Here is a 16,991-nt window from a genome sequence, read left to right as displayed (position 1 = left end):
AATTTTCATTCCAAATAAAAAAGGACGGCAAGAGATATACCCTCGCCGTCCATTATTTAACATTCATGCCAAAGATTTTAGATCTGAACTGCAACTTCAGCACCATCACGAATCGCACGTTTGGCATCTAGTTCAGCTGCTAGCTTAGCACCGCCGATTAGGTGATATTGCGCGTCTGGCGCATCGCCAACATTTGGCATCAGCTCAACGACTGACTCTTGACCAGCACAGACGACGACGCTATCAACACGTAATAACTGGCTTTGACCTTGTGGGTTAGTTACCCAGATACCTTCGTTGGTGATTTTGTCATATTGCACGCCAGCAACTTGGATCACGCCATGCGATTTGATATGCGCACGATGCACCCAGCCTGAGGTTTTGTTCAGACCACTACCCAGACGGCCTTTGCTACGCTGCATGAGATAAACTTGGCGAATCGGCTTGATCGCTGCTGGTCTGACTAGACCACCATCACTTTGATAGTCGGTATCATTGGTCACGCCCCATTCTTCGCGCCACTCGCTGATAGACTGTGGTTCAGGGCGATAGCTCGGATCTTTTAGTCCCTCAGGGCCGATTTCATCCAGCGATTTACCATGATTGGCTGTTAGGTATTCACTTACATCAAAGCCAATACCACCAGCACCGATGACCGCGACTGTGTTACCCACTGCTTTTTCGCCAGAGAGCAGCTCAGCATAGCTCATTACTTGTGGCAGCTCAGCACCTTCGAGCTTACCTTCTAGACTTCTAGGTACGACACCCGTTGCCACGATGACATGATGGAACTTGGCTTTTTCGAGCATGTCTTTATTGACTTTGGTGTTCAGTTTAATCTCAACACCCAAATGCTCAAGTTCATTAATATAGTAGCGAATAGTCTCAAAGAACTCTTCTTTACCAGGGATGACTTTGGCGTAGTTAAACTGCCCGCCAAGCACGTCTTTAGCTTCAAACAGAGTCACATCATGACCACGTAAGGCCGCCACATGAGCCGCTGACATACCAGCGACACCGCCGCCAATGACGGCGACTTTTTTCGGTTTTTTGGTTTTCTTATAGACCAATTCAGTCTCATAACAAGCTTGTGGATTGACTAAGCAAGTCGAGCGTTTGTTTTCGAACGTATGGTCGAGGCAAGCTTGGTTACAAGCGATACAGGTGTTAATACGATCTGTCTGACCATTTTTGGCTTTATTGACCCAATGTGCATCAGCCAAGAATGGACGCGCCATCTGAATCATGTCAGCTTGACCAGTCGCGACGATTTCTTCAGCCGTTTCTGGCATATTGATACGGTTCGCTGCCATCATAGGAATGTTGATGTGCTTTTTAATTTCAGCAGTAAAATCAACAAAGGCGGCACGTGGTACGCTAGTGACGATAGTCGGCACACGCGCTTCATGCCAGCCGATACCAGTGTTCATGATAGTCACGCCCGCTTCTTCTAGCGCTTTGGCCACGGTGATGACTTCATCCATAACGTTACCGTCTTTGACCAAGTCAATCACTGATAAGCGGAATAGAATAATAAAATCTTCGCCAGTCGCCTCACGTACCGCTTTGACCACGTCAACAGCAAACTTCATACGTCCATGAATATCACCACCATAGATGTCTTTACGCTTATTCACATGGCTTGATAAAAACTGGTTGAGCAAATAACCTTCAGAGCCCATGATTTCGACGCCATCATAGCCTGCTTGCTTGGCAAGTTTGGCTGAGCGAGCATAGTCTTTTACCGTCTGCTCGATATTTTTGATGCTCATCTTGCGTGGCTTAAACGGTGAGATTGGAGATTTAATCGGGCTAGAGGATACGGCAAATGGATGATAGCCATAGCGACCACTGTGCAATATCTGCATGATGATTTTGCTGTCGTGCTTGTGCACAGCACGGGTGACGCGCTGGTGATTAATCACGTCAGCTTTAGTATTCATCGTTCCGCCAGCAGGCAACAACCAACCTTCGCGGTTAGGCGAGATACCGCCAGTAATCATCATTGCCACGCCGCCCTTGGCACGTTCTGCAAAATACGCCGCCAGCTTGCCATAATTATAAAAACGGTCTTCAAGCCCAGTGTGCATCGAGCCCATAACCATACGGTTTTTTAGCGTAGTAAAGCCCAAATCTAGCGGCTCAAATAAATGCGGATAGTGTTCATTGGTGCTAGCGGTTTGGATCGTGTTGGCACTATGGCTGGCAGACATATCATTTTCCTTATGAATAGTTTATGAGGCTACTTCTTAAAAACGGCTTTTTAGAATTAGTGGGCCTAAGGGGTTTAGCATCTTCGATATCGTAACACACCGCGATTATTGTCAGCTATGCAGACAAGCGACTGATGAGTGAGCACTATATTAATTGCTATAACGATCGGCACGGTGTATCAGGCGGTACTGTGGCATATGGTTAAGCAAACACCACAAAACCCATTCAAATTTTGAGGTAGATTATATACCGTTAGCTTAATATCATTGAGAGATTAGACTAAGATATAAATCGATAAATATCGACTTATATCTATAATTTCTATGCTAGATTACTGTACTAAATAGTATACTGACGTTAATGTACTGACGCATTATAGAAATACGATAAAGGACTATCATCATGACAGATTTCCATACAGGTCTCGGCAAAAGTGCCGCCAACCATCAACCACTTACCCCTATCGACTTCATCATTCGCAGCGCGCAAGTTTATCCTAATAAGACTGCCATCATTTATGACGATCTAGAACACAATAACCTCACTCAGACATGGCAACAGACCTATACCCGCTGTCGCCAACTGGCTGATGGTCTGCGCAAATTGGGTATCGATAAAAACGACACTGTAGCCGTGATGCTGCCGAACACGCCTGCGATGGTCGAATGTGCGTTTGGCGTACCGATGTCAGGCGGTGTCCTCTGTACTTTGAACACCCGACTCGATATCAATGCACTTACCTTTTGTTTGCAGCATTCCGAAGCAAAGGTTTTAATCTTAGATAGCGAATTTGCTGAGCATGCTGAGATTATCGATGAGACTTTTCCAGACTTAATCGTCATTCACTCAACGGACAAAGCTGTCGATGTCGAGCGCTTTGGGCACATGAGTTATGAAGCATTAGTAGCCAGTTCAGACAGTTTGGATAACTGGGAGATGCCGACAGATGAGTGGGATGCTATTGCGCTGAACTATACCTCTGGGACGACAGGCAAACCCAAAGGTGTGGTCTATCACCATCGCGGCGCAACTCTCAATGCTATCTCTAATATTTTAGATTGGGATATGCCCAAACACCCGATGTACCTATGGACGCTACCACTGTTTCACTGCAACGGTTGGTGTTTTCCGTGGACCATCGCTGAACGTGCTGGGGTCAATGTATGCTTGAGAAAAATTGATGCTGATTTGATATTGCAGCTGATTGCTAAGCATCAAGTTAGTCACTACTGCTCTGCACCGGTCGTACATAATATGATTGCTGGCGGCAAACCTGAGTATAAAGACGCTATCAACCATACGGTCAAAGGCTGGGTCGCGGGTGCACCGCCATCTGAAACCATGCTGGCCGCGATGGAAGCAATGGGTTTTCATATCTCGCATGTCTACGGTCTCACTGAAGTATATGGTCCAGTGACGGTTTGTGCTGAGCAGGAAGAATGGAATGAGCTTGATGTGGCCACCCGTGCTCAAAAGAAATCACGTCAAGGCATGATTTCTCACTTGATGGCAGGATTTGAAGTATTTAAGCAAGGTACGACTGAACCCGTAGCCGCTGACGGAGAAGAGATGGGCGAGCTGGCGCTACGTGGCAATATGGTGATGAAAGGCTATCTAAAAAGCCGTAAGGCTACCGAAGAAGCATTCGCTGATGGCTGGTTCCGTACAGGCGATTTGGGTGTTAAATACCCTGATGGCTATATCAAAATCATGGACAGACTAAAAGATATTATCATCTCAGGCGGTGAGAATATCTCTAGTATCGAGGTAGAAAACGTCTTGTATAAACTACCTGCGATTGAAAGCTGTGCTGTCGTCGCCGCGCCGCATGACAAATGGGGGAAGTGCCCGTTGCCTTTATCGAGATTCATGCTGGTAGCACGCTGCAACGTGACACGGTGATGGAGCATTGTAGTCAGCACCTAGCAGGTTTTAAAGTGCCGAAATATATTGTTTTTGCAGAAATACCTAAGACCAGTACCGGTAAAGTTCAAAAATTTGAGCTACGCCAAGCAGCAAAATCATTGGCACACGAAACGCCAAAAGTAACCGCCAGTGCGAAATAAAACGGCAATCTATTAAGTCTTATCATCAATTAATATCCATCAAAAAGGTCAACTACATATATATAGCTGACCTTTTTTGAGCGCTCGTCTATAGTCAAAGAAGTCTAAAACGGGTACAAGGCAGCCGACTGCAGATTGTACAAATAGTACATCTAAGGAGGATAACGCCGTAGCCGCTTAGTAGTTCTCTGACTATATTTATAGAGAACTACTTATGTTAACCAAGCTTAGGCTCAAGCCATTGATAAACCAGCATTCCTATAATCATCGCAGGGATAAAGACATAGGCTTGCCATTGGCCAGTACCAAGCAATACAATTCCTGGTCCTGGGCAGATACCAACCAACCCCAGCCGATACCGAACAACATCGCACCGATAAGCAATTTTTTATTAATGACAGTTTTGCTCGGCATATCAATCGGTGTGCCAATCCAACTGCTCTGTTGACGCTTTGCCAATCGTACACCGAAAAACGCCACTATCAGGCCACCGCCCATCACCAGTGCAAGGGAGATATCCCATGCGCCAAATACATCCAAAAATCCTTGTACCTTTACAGGATCGGTCATACCTGATACCAGTAGTCCAAGCCCAAACAGCAGTCCTGCTAGCAACCCGATTATATTTTTTAGCATCGTCGTATCTCGCTATTATTATCTTTTATTAACCATCATATGTCGTTCGCGCGTGAGCCCAATTATTAGCATTCATCTGGCAATATGCCATGAGTTCGCTATAGCAGGCCTAATACGTGGCGACCGACATAAACGGTCACAATCCCAAACAGCATAAAGGTGACGGTCGCTGCCAATGACCGTGGAGACAGCCGTGCATTACCGCAGATACCATGCCCACTGGTGCATCCTGAACCTAAGCGCGTGCCAAAGCCGACCAGTAATCCTGCACCAACCAATAATGGCACGGAAGTACTGATAGCTACCTCAGGCAGTGGTCTTGCCAACTGATATAACAGCGGTGAGATGACCAAACCCAGTATAAATAGCATCTGCCACATCTCTACACGCTTGGGTTTCAATAGGCTTGAAAAAATACCACTGATACCTGCTATACGGCCGATGCCTAGCAGTAAGATAACCGTCGCTACGCCTAGCATCAGCCCCCAACTAAGGAGATCGGCGTAAATGCTTGCCAGTCTATTTTTATGCTCATAACGGACTACCTAATTAAGTTTATTAAATGCGTGCTTGAGTTTTAATTTATAAAAATACATTATATTATAAAATATAATAAAAGGTAAAAAAATACTGAACCTAGCATAATGCTAATAGTTCAGTATTTTTTATAACTGTAAAGACTGTACCGCAAAGGCTTTAAAAAGGGCAGTGAAAAAGACTTAATAAACTATCCTATTAATATTTTTATTAGCCATCTTACTTGGTATCTTTACTGACTCAACACTTTATCAAGTGCCTTTTCAAAACGCGCTACTGTGCCATCGATATCAGTCAACTTGTCCAAACCAAACAGACCTAAACGGAAAGTCTTAAAGTTATCAGGCTCGCCCACTTTCAATGGTACGCCAGCAGCGATTTGCACCCCGATTTCAGCGAACGCACTACCTTTATGCATATCATCACGATCAGTATAAGAGACGACAACACCAGGCGCTTTAAAACCTTCGGCAGCGACGCTCTCAACACCTTTGGCTTCTAGTACTTCACGGATACGTTTGCCAAGTGTCCACTGTGCGTCACACAATTTATCAAAACCGATTGCTTTGGCTTCATTCACAGCATCACGGAACTGACGTAAGCTGTCTGTCGGCATAGTCGCATGGTAAGCATGACCGCCATTTTCGTAAGCACGCATGATATTCAACCATTGCTTTAGGTCGATACTAAAACTATCAGACTCAGTACTGTCCACTTTTTTGACAGCAGCATCGCTTAGCATGACCAAGCCAGTGCCCGGCGTACTGCTCCAGCCTTTTTGTGGTGCGCTAATCAGTACATCGATACCCAACGCTTTCATATCTAGCCATACACAGCCTGAGGCGATGCAGTCAATGACTAATAATCCGCCAACGCTATGCACAGCTTCGCTCAACGCTTTGATATAGTCATCTGACAAGATGATACCCGATGAGGTTTCGACATGCGGCGCAAATACAACTGCTGGCTTTTCTTCTCTGATTTTAGCTACAGCAACGTCGATATCGACTGGAGCAAACGGCTTTGGCGACTCACTATCATCAGCACGATTGGCCGTGAGCACTGTAGATGATTTGGCGATTTTGCCTTTTTCTAAGATTTGCGTCCAACGATAGCTGAACCAGCCATTACGAATGATTAGGCAGTCTTCATCATTTGCCAACTGGCGAGCGACTGCTTCCATACCATAAGTACCAGAACCAGGAACGATCACCACTGCGTCCGCGTTATACACAGATTTTAGGTCACTAGATAGGTCATTCATCACTTGCTGAAAGTCTTTTGACATATGGTTCAGCGCACGATCGGTGTAAACCACTGAATACTCTAATAAGCCGTTTGGATCGATATCTTGACGTAATGCAGGCATTGAACACTCCTAGTGTATGGTTAGATAATATGCGACATGGATTAGATAGCACTATAATCAAGTACTATTATTTTTGATGGTGAGGTCTTGCGCTGTCTAGAGATGCGTTGTCTTTAAGCGAATAAAAAACAACGGACACTGATGAGGTCTACTAACATTAAGTTAATATATTTGTAGTCATATTACGAGCAAACACCAGCACATATCTTGACCTAAGCCATCCATGAGAGCTTGATATTAGCACTGATACTGAAGGTTGACAACGATACGCTCAGGCAACGATATGACTTGCGCTATCGAGAATTTATTGGTAGGTATTGGTTGATAAGTTTTGACTTATACAGCCACGATGAAAGCATCAATGCCCTCGATGAGCATCTTGTAGTCCTGACACCACGAAGTCTAGCAACTCACTGTCGCCTTCGCGTGCGGCTTTGCGCATCAGTTTCGATGGTGCATGGGTCAGTGTTTGAGTCAAACGTCTTGACAGCTCAGTGATGATATCTTCTGGACTGACATCGTCTTGTTGCAGCTTAGCAATAGATTCATGCAGCAGCTTATCCACCTGACCTTGAGTACACGCACGATACTGCTGAATGTCTTTGCCAACTTGGCGAACCTGAAAGCGGCGGTCTATCTCAACTACCAATTGACTGACTAACAGTTCAGCATCCACTGCGGCTTGGCGACGCTGTTCGATATTACCTGCAATCACATGCTGCAAATCATCGACAGAGTACAGATAAACATCATCAATACGGCTAATGGTAGAATCGATATCGCGCGGTACGGCCAAATCTATCATAAGCATCGGCTGATAACGGCGACGCTTTAGCGCTTGTATGGTCATTGTCTTATCAATCAACAAATCCATACTACCACTACAACTGCTAACGATATCGGCTTCTGCCAATACTTGCGGTAGTTCCTGTAAGGGTCTAACATCTACACGGCGATTAGGGCCACGTAGCTCAGCCGCTAATGCTTCGGCACGTTCGGGGTTACGGTTACAGATAATGACTCGTCCTACCCCTAGCCCTGCGATATGGGTGGCAACCAAGCGATTCATCTCGCCTGCCGCAACGACCAAAAGCGTGCGACTTGGTAAATCATCAAATATCTGTGTGACTAATTTAGCGGCGGCAAAGCTAAGCGATACGGCTTAGGCGCCAACCTGTGTCTCGTTACGCACTCGTTTGGCGGCAGCGAATACTTGATCGATGATCCAGCCTAGCTGATTGCTGAGTACTTTTTGGTCTTGAGCCAGATGCACAGAGTTTTTGATTTGCCCGAGAATCTGCGGCTCACCCAATATCATAGAGTCGAGACCAGCCGCTACTCTTAACCAATGAGTCAGTGCATGGGTATCACGATGTACATAGAGATAAGGATCAATATCAACGAGTGGTAATTGCTTGAAATCAGCCAGCCACGTTTTGATTTTGGTAATATGCGCACTAATCGCAGCAGACGAGATATTCATGCTACTACTAAAAGTATTGTTGGATGATTGGCCAGCAGCTTTGACATCCTGCACATTGGATGATTGTGAGTCAGACAATTGGCTATTAGCGGGCTGCGACGTTGAAGTGTGCGGCACTAGCGCATAGATTTCGGTGCGGTTACAAGTAGAGACGATCACGCTACCATCAGTAAAGGCTTCTATTTGTTTGAGCGCGACATTTACATCGTCACCCACAAGCGCCAAGCGCTCTCGCAGAGCGACTGGTGCAGTTTTGTGATTGACCCCAATGACCACTAATCTCATTATCGATAGACCATAAACATGACGCTCAGTTGCCCCTTACGCTATCTTATTATTTTTAAAAGACAGTTTTTGACGACAGCGCTAAAAGGAAGACCCTAAAAACCGCCTATTATATCATTATTGCGGGCTTTAATTAACACTCACCCATCTATGATAACCATATCTCTGTATCTGGTCGCAAATGTAACAAATCAACTACTCATACGATTTATAAAATCAATAGCTGAGTTTTGACTTATGGTCAATAATATAATGTTAAATCATTCGCTTACTCTATCTTAACTTGTTATATTTCTATAATATTCAGTTCAACAGACATATCTATATTTAATCATCTTCAGTATCATTCTTTGGCAACGTACTCGCTACTAGTAGCACATTCATACAGTCAGACCTGCCAATATCTGAGTAACACGGATGCTATTGTTTATCTCATCGGTCTACTCTTATAATGTTTGTCATGGGTACATATTGCCAATATTTAACTTGAAATGATTAAAACAAACTTGCCTTATCTGTGTAGGTAAACCATGGGCGAATACGGCTATCTATGATTTTTTTGGGTCATTACTTCGGTCACCACATCCCTATAGCGAATACTCTAGCTTCCGTGCTTTATTGCATGTCGCTATTGAGCGCCTGTGTCAACGATATAAGCTAGCGTTGTCTCTAGCCGTGTGCCTGTGTTTGGCAGCCCCTGTTCATGCTAGCCATCCCGATGTATTGCTAGAAACAAAAATTCCTAAAGTATCCGTTGCTACCGATAATAAAGCAGCTAACAATAAGGTAACTGCCAATAAGCCAAATGGCAATAAAGTAAATGATAGTAATGCCGCGATGGATACACCTTATAATGAAGACACACTCACCATAGAGAACGTAAAAAACATTAATGGCCTAGCACCAGCCAGTCTATGGCAGCCTGAGCTTAGTGAACCAAGCTTGTACGCTCTACTGGATGCCGAGTTTGCTGCCGATCGCGATGACAAACGACGTGCGGTCTCTATTTATAAGCAACAGTCTTTTAAAGAAGATGCCACAGCCGTGTTTGAGAGAGCGCTTAGCCTGTCGTTGCGTAACGAAAGGGTTGAAGACTCATTACAGTTTGCCAAGACATGGCAGGACCAAAACCCTGACCATGTGCCTGCGTGGTTTTATGTCGCGCATTTAGCCTTACGTGCCCACGACTATATATTAGCGGGTGAAACGTTAAACCGCATCTTGCGCTATGATCCACGCGCAGACTTAAGCGAAATCCTCATAGGTATTTACCCAAATAATGATGATGACAAACGCGAGCTGCTTGCCGCGTTGCAGCCCCTAGATAGCGAGCAAAATGCCTCATTGTCAGTATTAAAAGCGGGTTTACTCTATCAGTTTAACGAACCTGAAGTGGCTATCGTTCATATCAATCGAGCGCTAGAGCGTCAGCCAGACTACGTGCCCTTTATTACCTTAAAAGCGGATATATTGCGTAAAATTGTGACCGCAGAAACCGTCATCAATTATGTCAGTCAAGCTCGTCTACGCAACCCTGATAGCAAAAGCTTATATTTATATGAGATTCGCTATCTATTAGATTTAAAGCAAAGCGAACAAGCTTGGAAGTTACTACTTGAAGCGCATAGCCGTTTCAATGATGATTCTGAGATTACGCTGCTCGCAGCTTTAGTAAGCCTAGATATTGAAGAGTACGCTAGTGCCGATGAGCTACTCAATATGCTTGCTAAGAGTCCAGCTTATCTTGATCAAGCCTACTATTATCTAGGTATCAGTGCTGAGCGTCAGCAGTTGTTCGATCAAGCCAAATACTATCTCAATGGCGTCATGCAAGAGGATTTGGTATTAGAAGCTCGTAGAAAAGTAGTGGCGTTTGAATTACTCGATAACGACGTCGATGGGGCAATCGCGACGTTAGAGAAGCTGCGCAAAGACTTTACAGTATTCGCGCCTGACACTTTTGTCATGCAGGCCGATATCTTGTGGCAACAAAACGAATCTGATGAAGCTCTGCGTCTACTAACTCGTGCCGCTCGTAAATATCCTGATAATGAGATGCTACTCTTTGCACGGGCTCAGCTGTTAGATGATAAAGAAGACTATGTCGTTAAGCGTACCCTGCTCAATCATTTGCAGGCTTTAGATCCTAGCAACTTATCCTATCAGTTAAGCTATGCACAGTTGCTACTGGCAAATGAGCGCAGTTCAGAGCAAGGTCTAGCGCTAGCTACCGCAATTATTCAGATTCGCTATGATGACCCGCGTTATGATAACGACCTACATCTGCAAGCCCTAAATGTCTTGGCGGGCAATGCATTGGCCAAAGAAAACTATCAGCAAGTCATCGACTATCTACAGACACCTTATGATGTGCTGCCAACTCTGCGCTCAGGCACGCTGTTATTGCGCGCCTATCAAGGCTTAGGTAACAATAACAAAGTTGAGGCATTACTCGCAGATTTGCAGCAGCGCTTCTCATTTGGACAGCACAATATCAATGACCGCATACAGCTGTATTAATAGCGCTGATTTTGGATATGTTATTCGAGCTTTGTAGTTACAGAGATATGATAGTTGATAAGGTTTTTATAAATAACGAAGCATTTATAAATTACAAGGTCGTTATAAGAAGCTAACAGCCGTGCATAACCGAGCAACAAATAACGCTTAAGCTAATATCTTTGTTCATCTTTCCATTTTGAGAAACTATTATGTCAGCATCAATCACTTCTTATAAACCGAATAAATTGGCTCTGTTTACTGCTATAACTGCAGCAATGGTCATAACCTCTGGCTGTCAATCATTAAAAACGGCCAACGCGACCAACCAACCAACGACCACTGTACAAGGTCAAAATGCTGAACAACCAAAAAAGCTAGAGAGCTTCAATATCACCGGTAAAATTGGGGTAACGACGCCTGCGAGTGATTCGACCGGTACTCAAGGTGGTAGTGCATTTTATGCATGGGGTCAGCAAAACGACCGATTTGCCATTGAGCTGATTGGCGCACTCGGTATTGGTAAAACCAACATTGAATACAATGGTCAGACCGCTACTCTAGTTAGCGAAAAGACAGGGTCATTGACCGCTGACGACCCTGAAACCTTGCTAAAGAAAGCTACTGGTTGGCAAGCACCAATTTCACAAATGCCTTACTGGATTTCTGGTCGCCCGGCACCTTCAGATAGTGCGCCACAACTGGATGATCAGAGCCGCTTAGTTAGCTCAGTCAATGGTGAGTGGACAGCCAGCTTTACCTATAAAGGTACGGATAAGCTACCTAGTAAAATTAGTGCAGTACAGCCACAAGGCAACAAAGTTGTAATGACGATCAATCATTAATCCATCTTTCATTAACAACAGAAAGCCTGCCAAAAATCATCATTGCTAATTAAGATAGCTGTTTATAACTGCACCTTATGATAAAAAAATATGACTGAAAATATAGCCGCATCATCTATTTCTACGATTACCCGTCTATCGCCTGCAAAACTCAATCTGTTTTTGCACATCACTGGTAAACGAGCCGATGGCTATCATAATTTGCAAACGGTATTTCGCCTGCTCGACTGGGGCGATTATTTGCATTTTTCGGTCAGCGACAATGCTGTGATTTCTACTATAGCTAGTGAATTAAGTGCTAATCAATTCTGTCATCAGCTACTGATATTAGATGGTGCAGAGGCTATCACTATTAGTATAGAAGACAATTTAATCTTCAAAGCAGCGCGCGCACTGCTAGCATTTGCCATACAGTCAAACACTTTACCTGAGCAATTAGCAAAAGTGCATGTTACTTTAGATAAGCACTTGCCAATGGGCGCGGGTCTAGGCGGTGGCTCATCTAATGCAGCAACGACTATGCTAGTGCTCAATGAGATTTGGCAGCTTAATTTTACCTGTGATGAGCTTATAAAGATTGGCGCGACTGTAGGTGCGGATGTACCTATATTTATCTTTGGCCAAGACGCTATTGCCATGGGAATTGGTGAAGAACTGACTACGATTGAGTTGCCTGACCAGCAATATTTAGTACTGACGCCTAACGCTCATGTAAATACTGCCAAGCTGTTTGCACATTCCAAACTACAGCGAGATATCGCGCCCCTATCGGTTGCAACTATCCAAAACCAATACGCTGACTATGTACAAACGCTCACTACGCCCTATCATAATGTCTTTACCCCAGTCGTCACAAGCCTCGCTTCTGCTGTTGCAGATGCCTTAAGTTATCTACAGGGGTTAGAAGCGCAAGCATTGAGCACAGCACGAATGACTGGCTCTGGTAGTGCCGTGTTTTTGCCTTTAGATGCGAGTGTGGCTACTAATGAAAAACTTGTGGCGAAGTGGATTGCAGATGCGCCTTGTACGGCATATATCGCTGGAAACTTAAAATAGCACATATAACCTTTAGATTTCTTATCATCTAAATAATGACAACGGTAGGATTGCCTATTTTAATTTGCTAAAATAGCGCCAGCAGTAACCTATGATGAATAAATACCAGAAAAAGCTGCAAATGACTTGCAAAATCTGAAAATTTACTTATAATAGGTCGCCACAATAGGGGTATAGCCAAGTTGGTAAGGCATCAGGTTTTGATCCTGACATCCGTTGGTTCGAGTCCAGCTACCCCTGCCATTTTTTAGTACGAAGCGTTAGAGATACATCGAGTATAAGCGGTTTATAGACAGCCACTTATCTTATTGTCATTGACAACGTTATCCCAGTTTCGGTATAGTTCGCAATGGACACCGCTAGGGAAAAGTTATGTTTTAAACGGTTTATCCGTTTTTTAGATAACTGACAGGTCATGACACCATATTAAGAACGACTACTTAGTCGCTATTATATATCGGTTGTTCATAGCCTAGACATTACAGGGGTATAGCCAAGTTGGTAAGGCATCAGGTTTTGATCCTGACATCCGTTGGTTCGAGTCCAGCTACCCCTGCCATTTTTTACTGTAATAGTATACTTCAACACCTTCACCACTCTTTTCTTAATTTGAGCAGTTTGACACTGCTTAGCGGTCGCTGCTTGAGTCAATCAATAGGACTTCTGTCATGCCTTATTTGGCGATTTTTACGGGTAATGCCCACCCAGAATTAGCAAAAACCGTAGCCGATCATCTTCACATACCTCTTGGTAAAGCTGACATCACGCGTTTTTCTGATGGCGAAATTGCCGTGGAAATCAAAGAACACGTACGTGGTAAAGATGTGTTTATCATGCAGCCTACTTGTGCACCGACCAACGACAACTTGATGGAAATCATGATGATGGCTGACGCCTTGCGTCGCTCTAGTGCTGGCCGTATCACAGCTGTCATGCCTTATTTTGGTTATGCTCGTCAGGATCGTCGTCCACGCTCAGCTCGTGTACCTATCTCGGCTAAAGTGGTCGCTGACATGCTGAACATCGTTAGTATCGATCGCGTAATGACTGTTGATTTGCACTCAGATCAGATTCAGGGTTTCTTTGATATTCCTGTAGACAACATCTACGGCACACCTGTATTACTAAACGACCTACAAAAGCAAGACTATGACAATATCATGGTTGTTTCACCTGATGTAGGCGGCGTGGTTCGTGCACGTGCGATGGCTAAGCAGTTAGGCGATACCGATATGGCAATTATTGACAAGCGCCGTGCTCGTGCCAATGAGTCACAAGTAATGCATATCATCGGTGATGTTCGTGACCGTGATTGCGTTATCGTTGATGATATGGTCGATACTGCAGGTACATTGTGTAAAGCTGCCGAAGCATTGAAAGAAAATGGTGCCCGTCGCGTCTTAGCTTACATCACGCACCCTGTCCTATCAGGCAACGCACTTAAAAACATCAGCGAATCTGCATTGGATGAAGTGGTTGTGACCGATACAATTCCACTATCTGCTGAAGCCAAAGCCTGTAGCAAAATCCGTCAGGTAAGTATTGCACCGATGCTGGCTGAAAGCTTACGCCGTATCAATAACGAAGAATCTATTAGCGCGATGTTTGATGCCTAAGTTGATACAACTGCCTTTTCAACAGCTATTGCAGTAATTTCGAATAGCAATGACTGTAGTAAGACATCTTGAATAGTTAAAAAATAGAGCGTCAAGTATCCTTACTTGGCGCTTTGTTTTGTGTAGGCGTTTTGCGTAGGTCTTTATTATTGCTACAGAATCACGTATAATGCGCGCCTGTGCTGACCTTTTCGTTGTTTTTATTAGGCTGGCACTATCAAAAGTGCTGATCATGCTTAACAGCAACCATCGTTATGGTAATTATCATAGCGAGCACTGCTATAAGCAAATGGCTAAGCTTAGACATTACGAGTTTTATTCGTAACGATAATTTTAGCTATCATCACGTATTAGTGGATTGGTCGCAAATCCACTTTTTTATGACCAGACACTTCATCATTTTTTTATAGGATTATATCCATGAGCATTAATCATTTTGAACTAAACGCCGTTGATCGTGCTGCTGAACTACAAGGTAAAGGTGCGAGCCGCCGCCTACGTAAGCAGAACCTAGTTCCTGCTATCATCTATGGTGGTGGTGAGCAGCCAACAGCTATCTCTATCAAGCTTAACGAACTAGTAAAATCACTAGAATTCGAAGCGTTTTTCTCACACATCTTGACTATCAACGTTGACGGTGAAGAGCATCAAGCAGTTATCAAAGACTTGCAGCGCCATCCTGCTAAAGGCTTCCCAATGCATGCTGATTTCCAGCGCATTGTAAAAGGTCAGAAAATTCACATGAACGTTCCTGTTCATTTCACTGGTCGTGAAGATGCGCCTGGTACTGCTGCTGCTGGTGTACTATCTACTCTAGTATCTGATATCGAAGTTATCTGCTTACCATCACAACTTCCTGAATACCTAGAAGTAGATGTGTCTGGCATGGAAATCGGTGATTTGTTCCGTCTATCAGACATCAAACTTCCTGAAGGCGTTGTTATCCATGAGCTTGAGCTAGAAGACGGTCATGACCGTACTATCGTTAACATGCAGCCACCAACAGTAGAAGAAGTTGATGCTGATGCTGACGTTGATGCTGATGAAGTACCAGCAACTGAGCAAAACGACGGTACTGACGAAAACAAAGACAGCGAGTAATATACTATTTCTAACTAGTGCATTATTTTGTGCTGGTTAGTGATACATTCGTTTAGTCAATAAGACAGCAGGTGATTAAAATCTCCTGCTGTTTTTGTAAGTAAGGTTTGAAAATAAACTGTCTATCAGTACTTCAATCCTTACCCCTATTTATCAAATTCAAGCAGGGTGTTTTTATGGCCATAAAGCTTATTGTCGGTCTTGGTAATCCTGGTCAGCAGTATATGTTTACGCGTCATAATGCAGGATTTTGGTTTGTCCATCATTTGGCTCAGCAGTTTAATATCACGCTCTCCCCTGATAAGAAATTTCATGGAGTGACAGGGCGTGGGCAGATTCATGGATCTGATGTGCGTTTACTTATGCCGCTGACGTTTATGAATAAATCTGGTCAGTCAGTGGTGCCTATGGTAAATTTCTATGGCATCAAAAATGATGAATTGTTGATTGCTCATGATGAGCTCGATATTCCAGCTGGTAGTATCAAACTCAAAACAGACGGTGGACATGGTGGTCACAACGGTCTACGTGATATCACGCCGCATATCGGTAATGACTTTCATCGTCTGCGTGTGGGTATCGGTCATCCTGGTCACAAATCCAAAGTCAGTGGACATGTCCTCTCAAAAGCGTCTTCCGATGAGCAAATCGCCATTGACAGCGCATTGACGGCGGCATTTGAAGCGCTCCCCTTATTGCTAGATGGAGAGGTCGAAAAAGCACGTTCACAAATTAATGGCTTTAAATTACCAGAATAAAATATTACCTCTATGTAATAGCCTTTTATTTTGGTAGGTTTGTCCCCATTAACCTTTTGATTTAGTTATTTAATATCAGTTACGCTAAGGAAGCAACCTATGCTACTTAATATGCTTAAATGCAAATTACACCGTGCTCGCGTTACCCATGCTGAGCTTCACTATGAAGGCTCATGCGGTATCGATGGTGATCTACTAGACCTAGCTGGTCTACGTGAAAACGAATCTATCGATATCTATAATGTGACCAATGGCAAGCGCTTTCGCACCTATGCTATCCGTGCTGAGGCGGGCTCTGGTATTATCTCATTAAATGGTGCTGCGGCTCATATGGCAGATTTGGGCGATATCGTTATCATTTGTGCTTACGCGCATTTTGATGAAGTTGAAGCGTCAACGTATCAGCCAAAACTGGTCTATTGCAACGAAGACAACACAGTAAAAGACACTGCAAATATCATTCCTGTACAAGTTGCTTAATATGACAGGATGGTGAGGTTTTGGTAAATTTAAGATAAAAACAAAG

10 protein-coding genes, 2 tRNA genes and 3 pseudogenes are annotated in these 16,991 nt (G+C 44.0%); 10 read left to right on the top strand and 5 right to left on the bottom strand.

Annotated elements, in window-relative coordinates; all coding sequences use genetic code 11:
* Positions 1-77: 77 nt before the first annotated feature.
* A complete protein-coding gene (locus tag ACOBWA_RS01105) occupies positions 78-2,213 on the bottom strand; it encodes an FAD-dependent oxidoreductase (RefSeq protein WP_420229963.1) in 2,136 nt (711 codons plus the stop codon).
* A gap of 403 nt (positions 2,214-2,616) precedes the next feature.
* Between ACOBWA_RS01105 and ACOBWA_RS01100 the strand changes: the two are divergent.
* Positions 2,617-4,280 (top strand): annotated as a pseudogene (locus tag ACOBWA_RS01100) (AMP-binding protein).
* A 217-nt stretch (positions 4,281-4,497) separates the two neighbouring features.
* Here ACOBWA_RS01100 and ACOBWA_RS01095 read toward each other — a convergent pair.
* The 4 genes and pseudogenes from ACOBWA_RS01095 to hemA all read right to left on the bottom strand — a co-directional run bounded on the left by ACOBWA_RS01095 (position 4,498) and on the right by hemA (position 8,590).
* Positions 4,498-4,916, bottom strand: a pseudogene (locus ACOBWA_RS01095) (DUF6691 family protein).
* A 98-nt stretch (positions 4,917-5,014) separates the two neighbouring features.
* A complete protein-coding gene (locus ACOBWA_RS01090) occupies positions 5,015-5,395 on the bottom strand; it encodes a YeeE/YedE family protein (RefSeq protein ID WP_420229962.1) in 381 nt (126 codons plus the stop codon).
* A 290-nt stretch (positions 5,396-5,685) separates the two neighbouring features.
* A complete protein-coding gene (locus ACOBWA_RS01085; protein WP_420229961.1) occupies positions 5,686-6,822 on the bottom strand; it encodes an aminotransferase class V-fold PLP-dependent enzyme in 1,137 nt (378 codons plus the stop codon).
* Positions 6,823-7,180: 358 nt separating this feature from the next.
* Positions 7,181-8,590: pseudogene (hemA, locus tag ACOBWA_RS01080) on the bottom strand (glutamyl-tRNA reductase).
* A gap of 687 nt (positions 8,591-9,277) precedes the next feature.
* Between hemA and ACOBWA_RS01075 the strand changes: the two are divergent.
* The 9 genes from ACOBWA_RS01075 (at position 9,278) to panD (ending at position 16,945) form a co-directional block, all read left to right on the top strand.
* Positions 9,278-11,110, top strand: a complete 1,833-nt coding sequence (locus tag ACOBWA_RS01075; protein ID WP_420229960.1) for a tetratricopeptide repeat protein — start codon at positions 9,278-9,280, stop codon at positions 11,108-11,110.
* A 191-nt stretch (positions 11,111-11,301) separates the two neighbouring features.
* Positions 11,302-11,934: a lipoprotein insertase outer membrane protein LolB gene (gene lolB / locus ACOBWA_RS01070; RefSeq protein WP_420229959.1), complete on the top strand. Its 633-nt coding sequence runs from the start codon at positions 11,302-11,304 to the stop codon at positions 11,932-11,934.
* A 90-nt stretch (positions 11,935-12,024) separates the two neighbouring features.
* Positions 12,025-12,990 carry a 4-(cytidine 5'-diphospho)-2-C-methyl-D-erythritol kinase gene (gene ispE, locus ACOBWA_RS01065; RefSeq protein WP_420229958.1) on the top strand — a complete coding sequence of 322 codons (966 nt, stop codon included), beginning with the start codon at positions 12,025-12,027 and terminating at the stop codon, positions 12,988-12,990.
* Between the two features lie 167 nt (positions 12,991-13,157).
* A tRNA-Gln gene (locus tag ACOBWA_RS01060) sits at positions 13,158-13,233 on the top strand.
* 240 nt (positions 13,234-13,473) lie between these two features.
* Positions 13,474-13,549: transfer RNA gene (locus ACOBWA_RS01055), tRNA-Gln, on the top strand.
* 109 nt (positions 13,550-13,658) lie between these two features.
* Entirely contained in the window at positions 13,659-14,606 is a 948-nt protein-coding gene (locus tag ACOBWA_RS01050) for a ribose-phosphate pyrophosphokinase (protein WP_057758042.1), read from the top strand.
* 420 nt (positions 14,607-15,026) lie between these two features.
* On the top strand, positions 15,027-15,707 hold the full coding sequence (locus tag ACOBWA_RS01045) for a 50S ribosomal protein L25/general stress protein Ctc (protein WP_420229957.1): 681 nt from the start codon (positions 15,027-15,029) through the stop codon (positions 15,705-15,707).
* 176 nt (positions 15,708-15,883) lie between these two features.
* Positions 15,884-16,465 carry an aminoacyl-tRNA hydrolase gene (gene pth / locus ACOBWA_RS01040; protein ID WP_420229956.1) on the top strand — a complete coding sequence of 194 codons (582 nt, stop codon included), beginning with the start codon at positions 15,884-15,886 and terminating at the stop codon, positions 16,463-16,465.
* 99 nt (positions 16,466-16,564) lie between these two features.
* The gene (gene panD, locus ACOBWA_RS01035; RefSeq protein ID WP_010196068.1) at positions 16,565-16,945 is read left to right on the top strand and encodes an aspartate 1-decarboxylase; all 381 of its coding nucleotides are present in this window, start codon (positions 16,565-16,567) and stop codon (positions 16,943-16,945) included.
* The last annotated feature ends 46 nt before the right edge of the window (positions 16,946-16,991 follow it).

This window comes from Psychrobacter sp. ER1 (genome assembly GCF_048631835.1).
Taxonomy (GTDB): Bacteria; Pseudomonadota; Gammaproteobacteria; order Pseudomonadales; family Moraxellaceae; genus Psychrobacter.
The sequence above is the reverse complement of the archived record's forward strand: the minus strand, read 5'-3'. Positions and strand labels throughout refer to the sequence as shown.

Bases quoted from the DNA above. Each gene is read 5' to 3' on its own strand.
- ispE (WP_420229958.1), top strand. From the start codon at position 12,025: ATGACTGAAAATATAGCCGCATCATCTATTTCTACGATTACCCGTCTA.
- ACOBWA_RS01105 (WP_420229963.1), bottom strand. From the start codon at position 2,213: ATGTCTGCCAGCCATAGTGCCAACACGATCCAAACCGCTAGCACCAAT.
- ACOBWA_RS01045 (WP_420229957.1), top strand. From the start codon at position 15,027: ATGAGCATTAATCATTTTGAACTAAACGCCGTTGATCGTGCTGCTGAA.
- panD (WP_010196068.1), top strand. From the start codon at position 16,565: ATGCTACTTAATATGCTTAAATGCAAATTACACCGTGCTCGCGTTACC.
- pth (WP_420229956.1), top strand. From the start codon at position 15,884: ATGGCCATAAAGCTTATTGTCGGTCTTGGTAATCCTGGTCAGCAGTAT.
- ACOBWA_RS01090 (WP_420229962.1), bottom strand. From the start codon at position 5,395: ATGCTAGGCGTAGCGACGGTTATCTTACTGCTAGGCATCGGCCGTATA.
- lolB (WP_420229959.1), top strand. From the start codon at position 11,302: ATGTCAGCATCAATCACTTCTTATAAACCGAATAAATTGGCTCTGTTT.
- ACOBWA_RS01050 (WP_057758042.1), top strand. From the start codon at position 13,659: ATGCCTTATTTGGCGATTTTTACGGGTAATGCCCACCCAGAATTAGCA.
- ACOBWA_RS01085 (WP_420229961.1), bottom strand. From the start codon at position 6,822: ATGCCTGCATTACGTCAAGATATCGATCCAAACGGCTTATTAGAGTAT.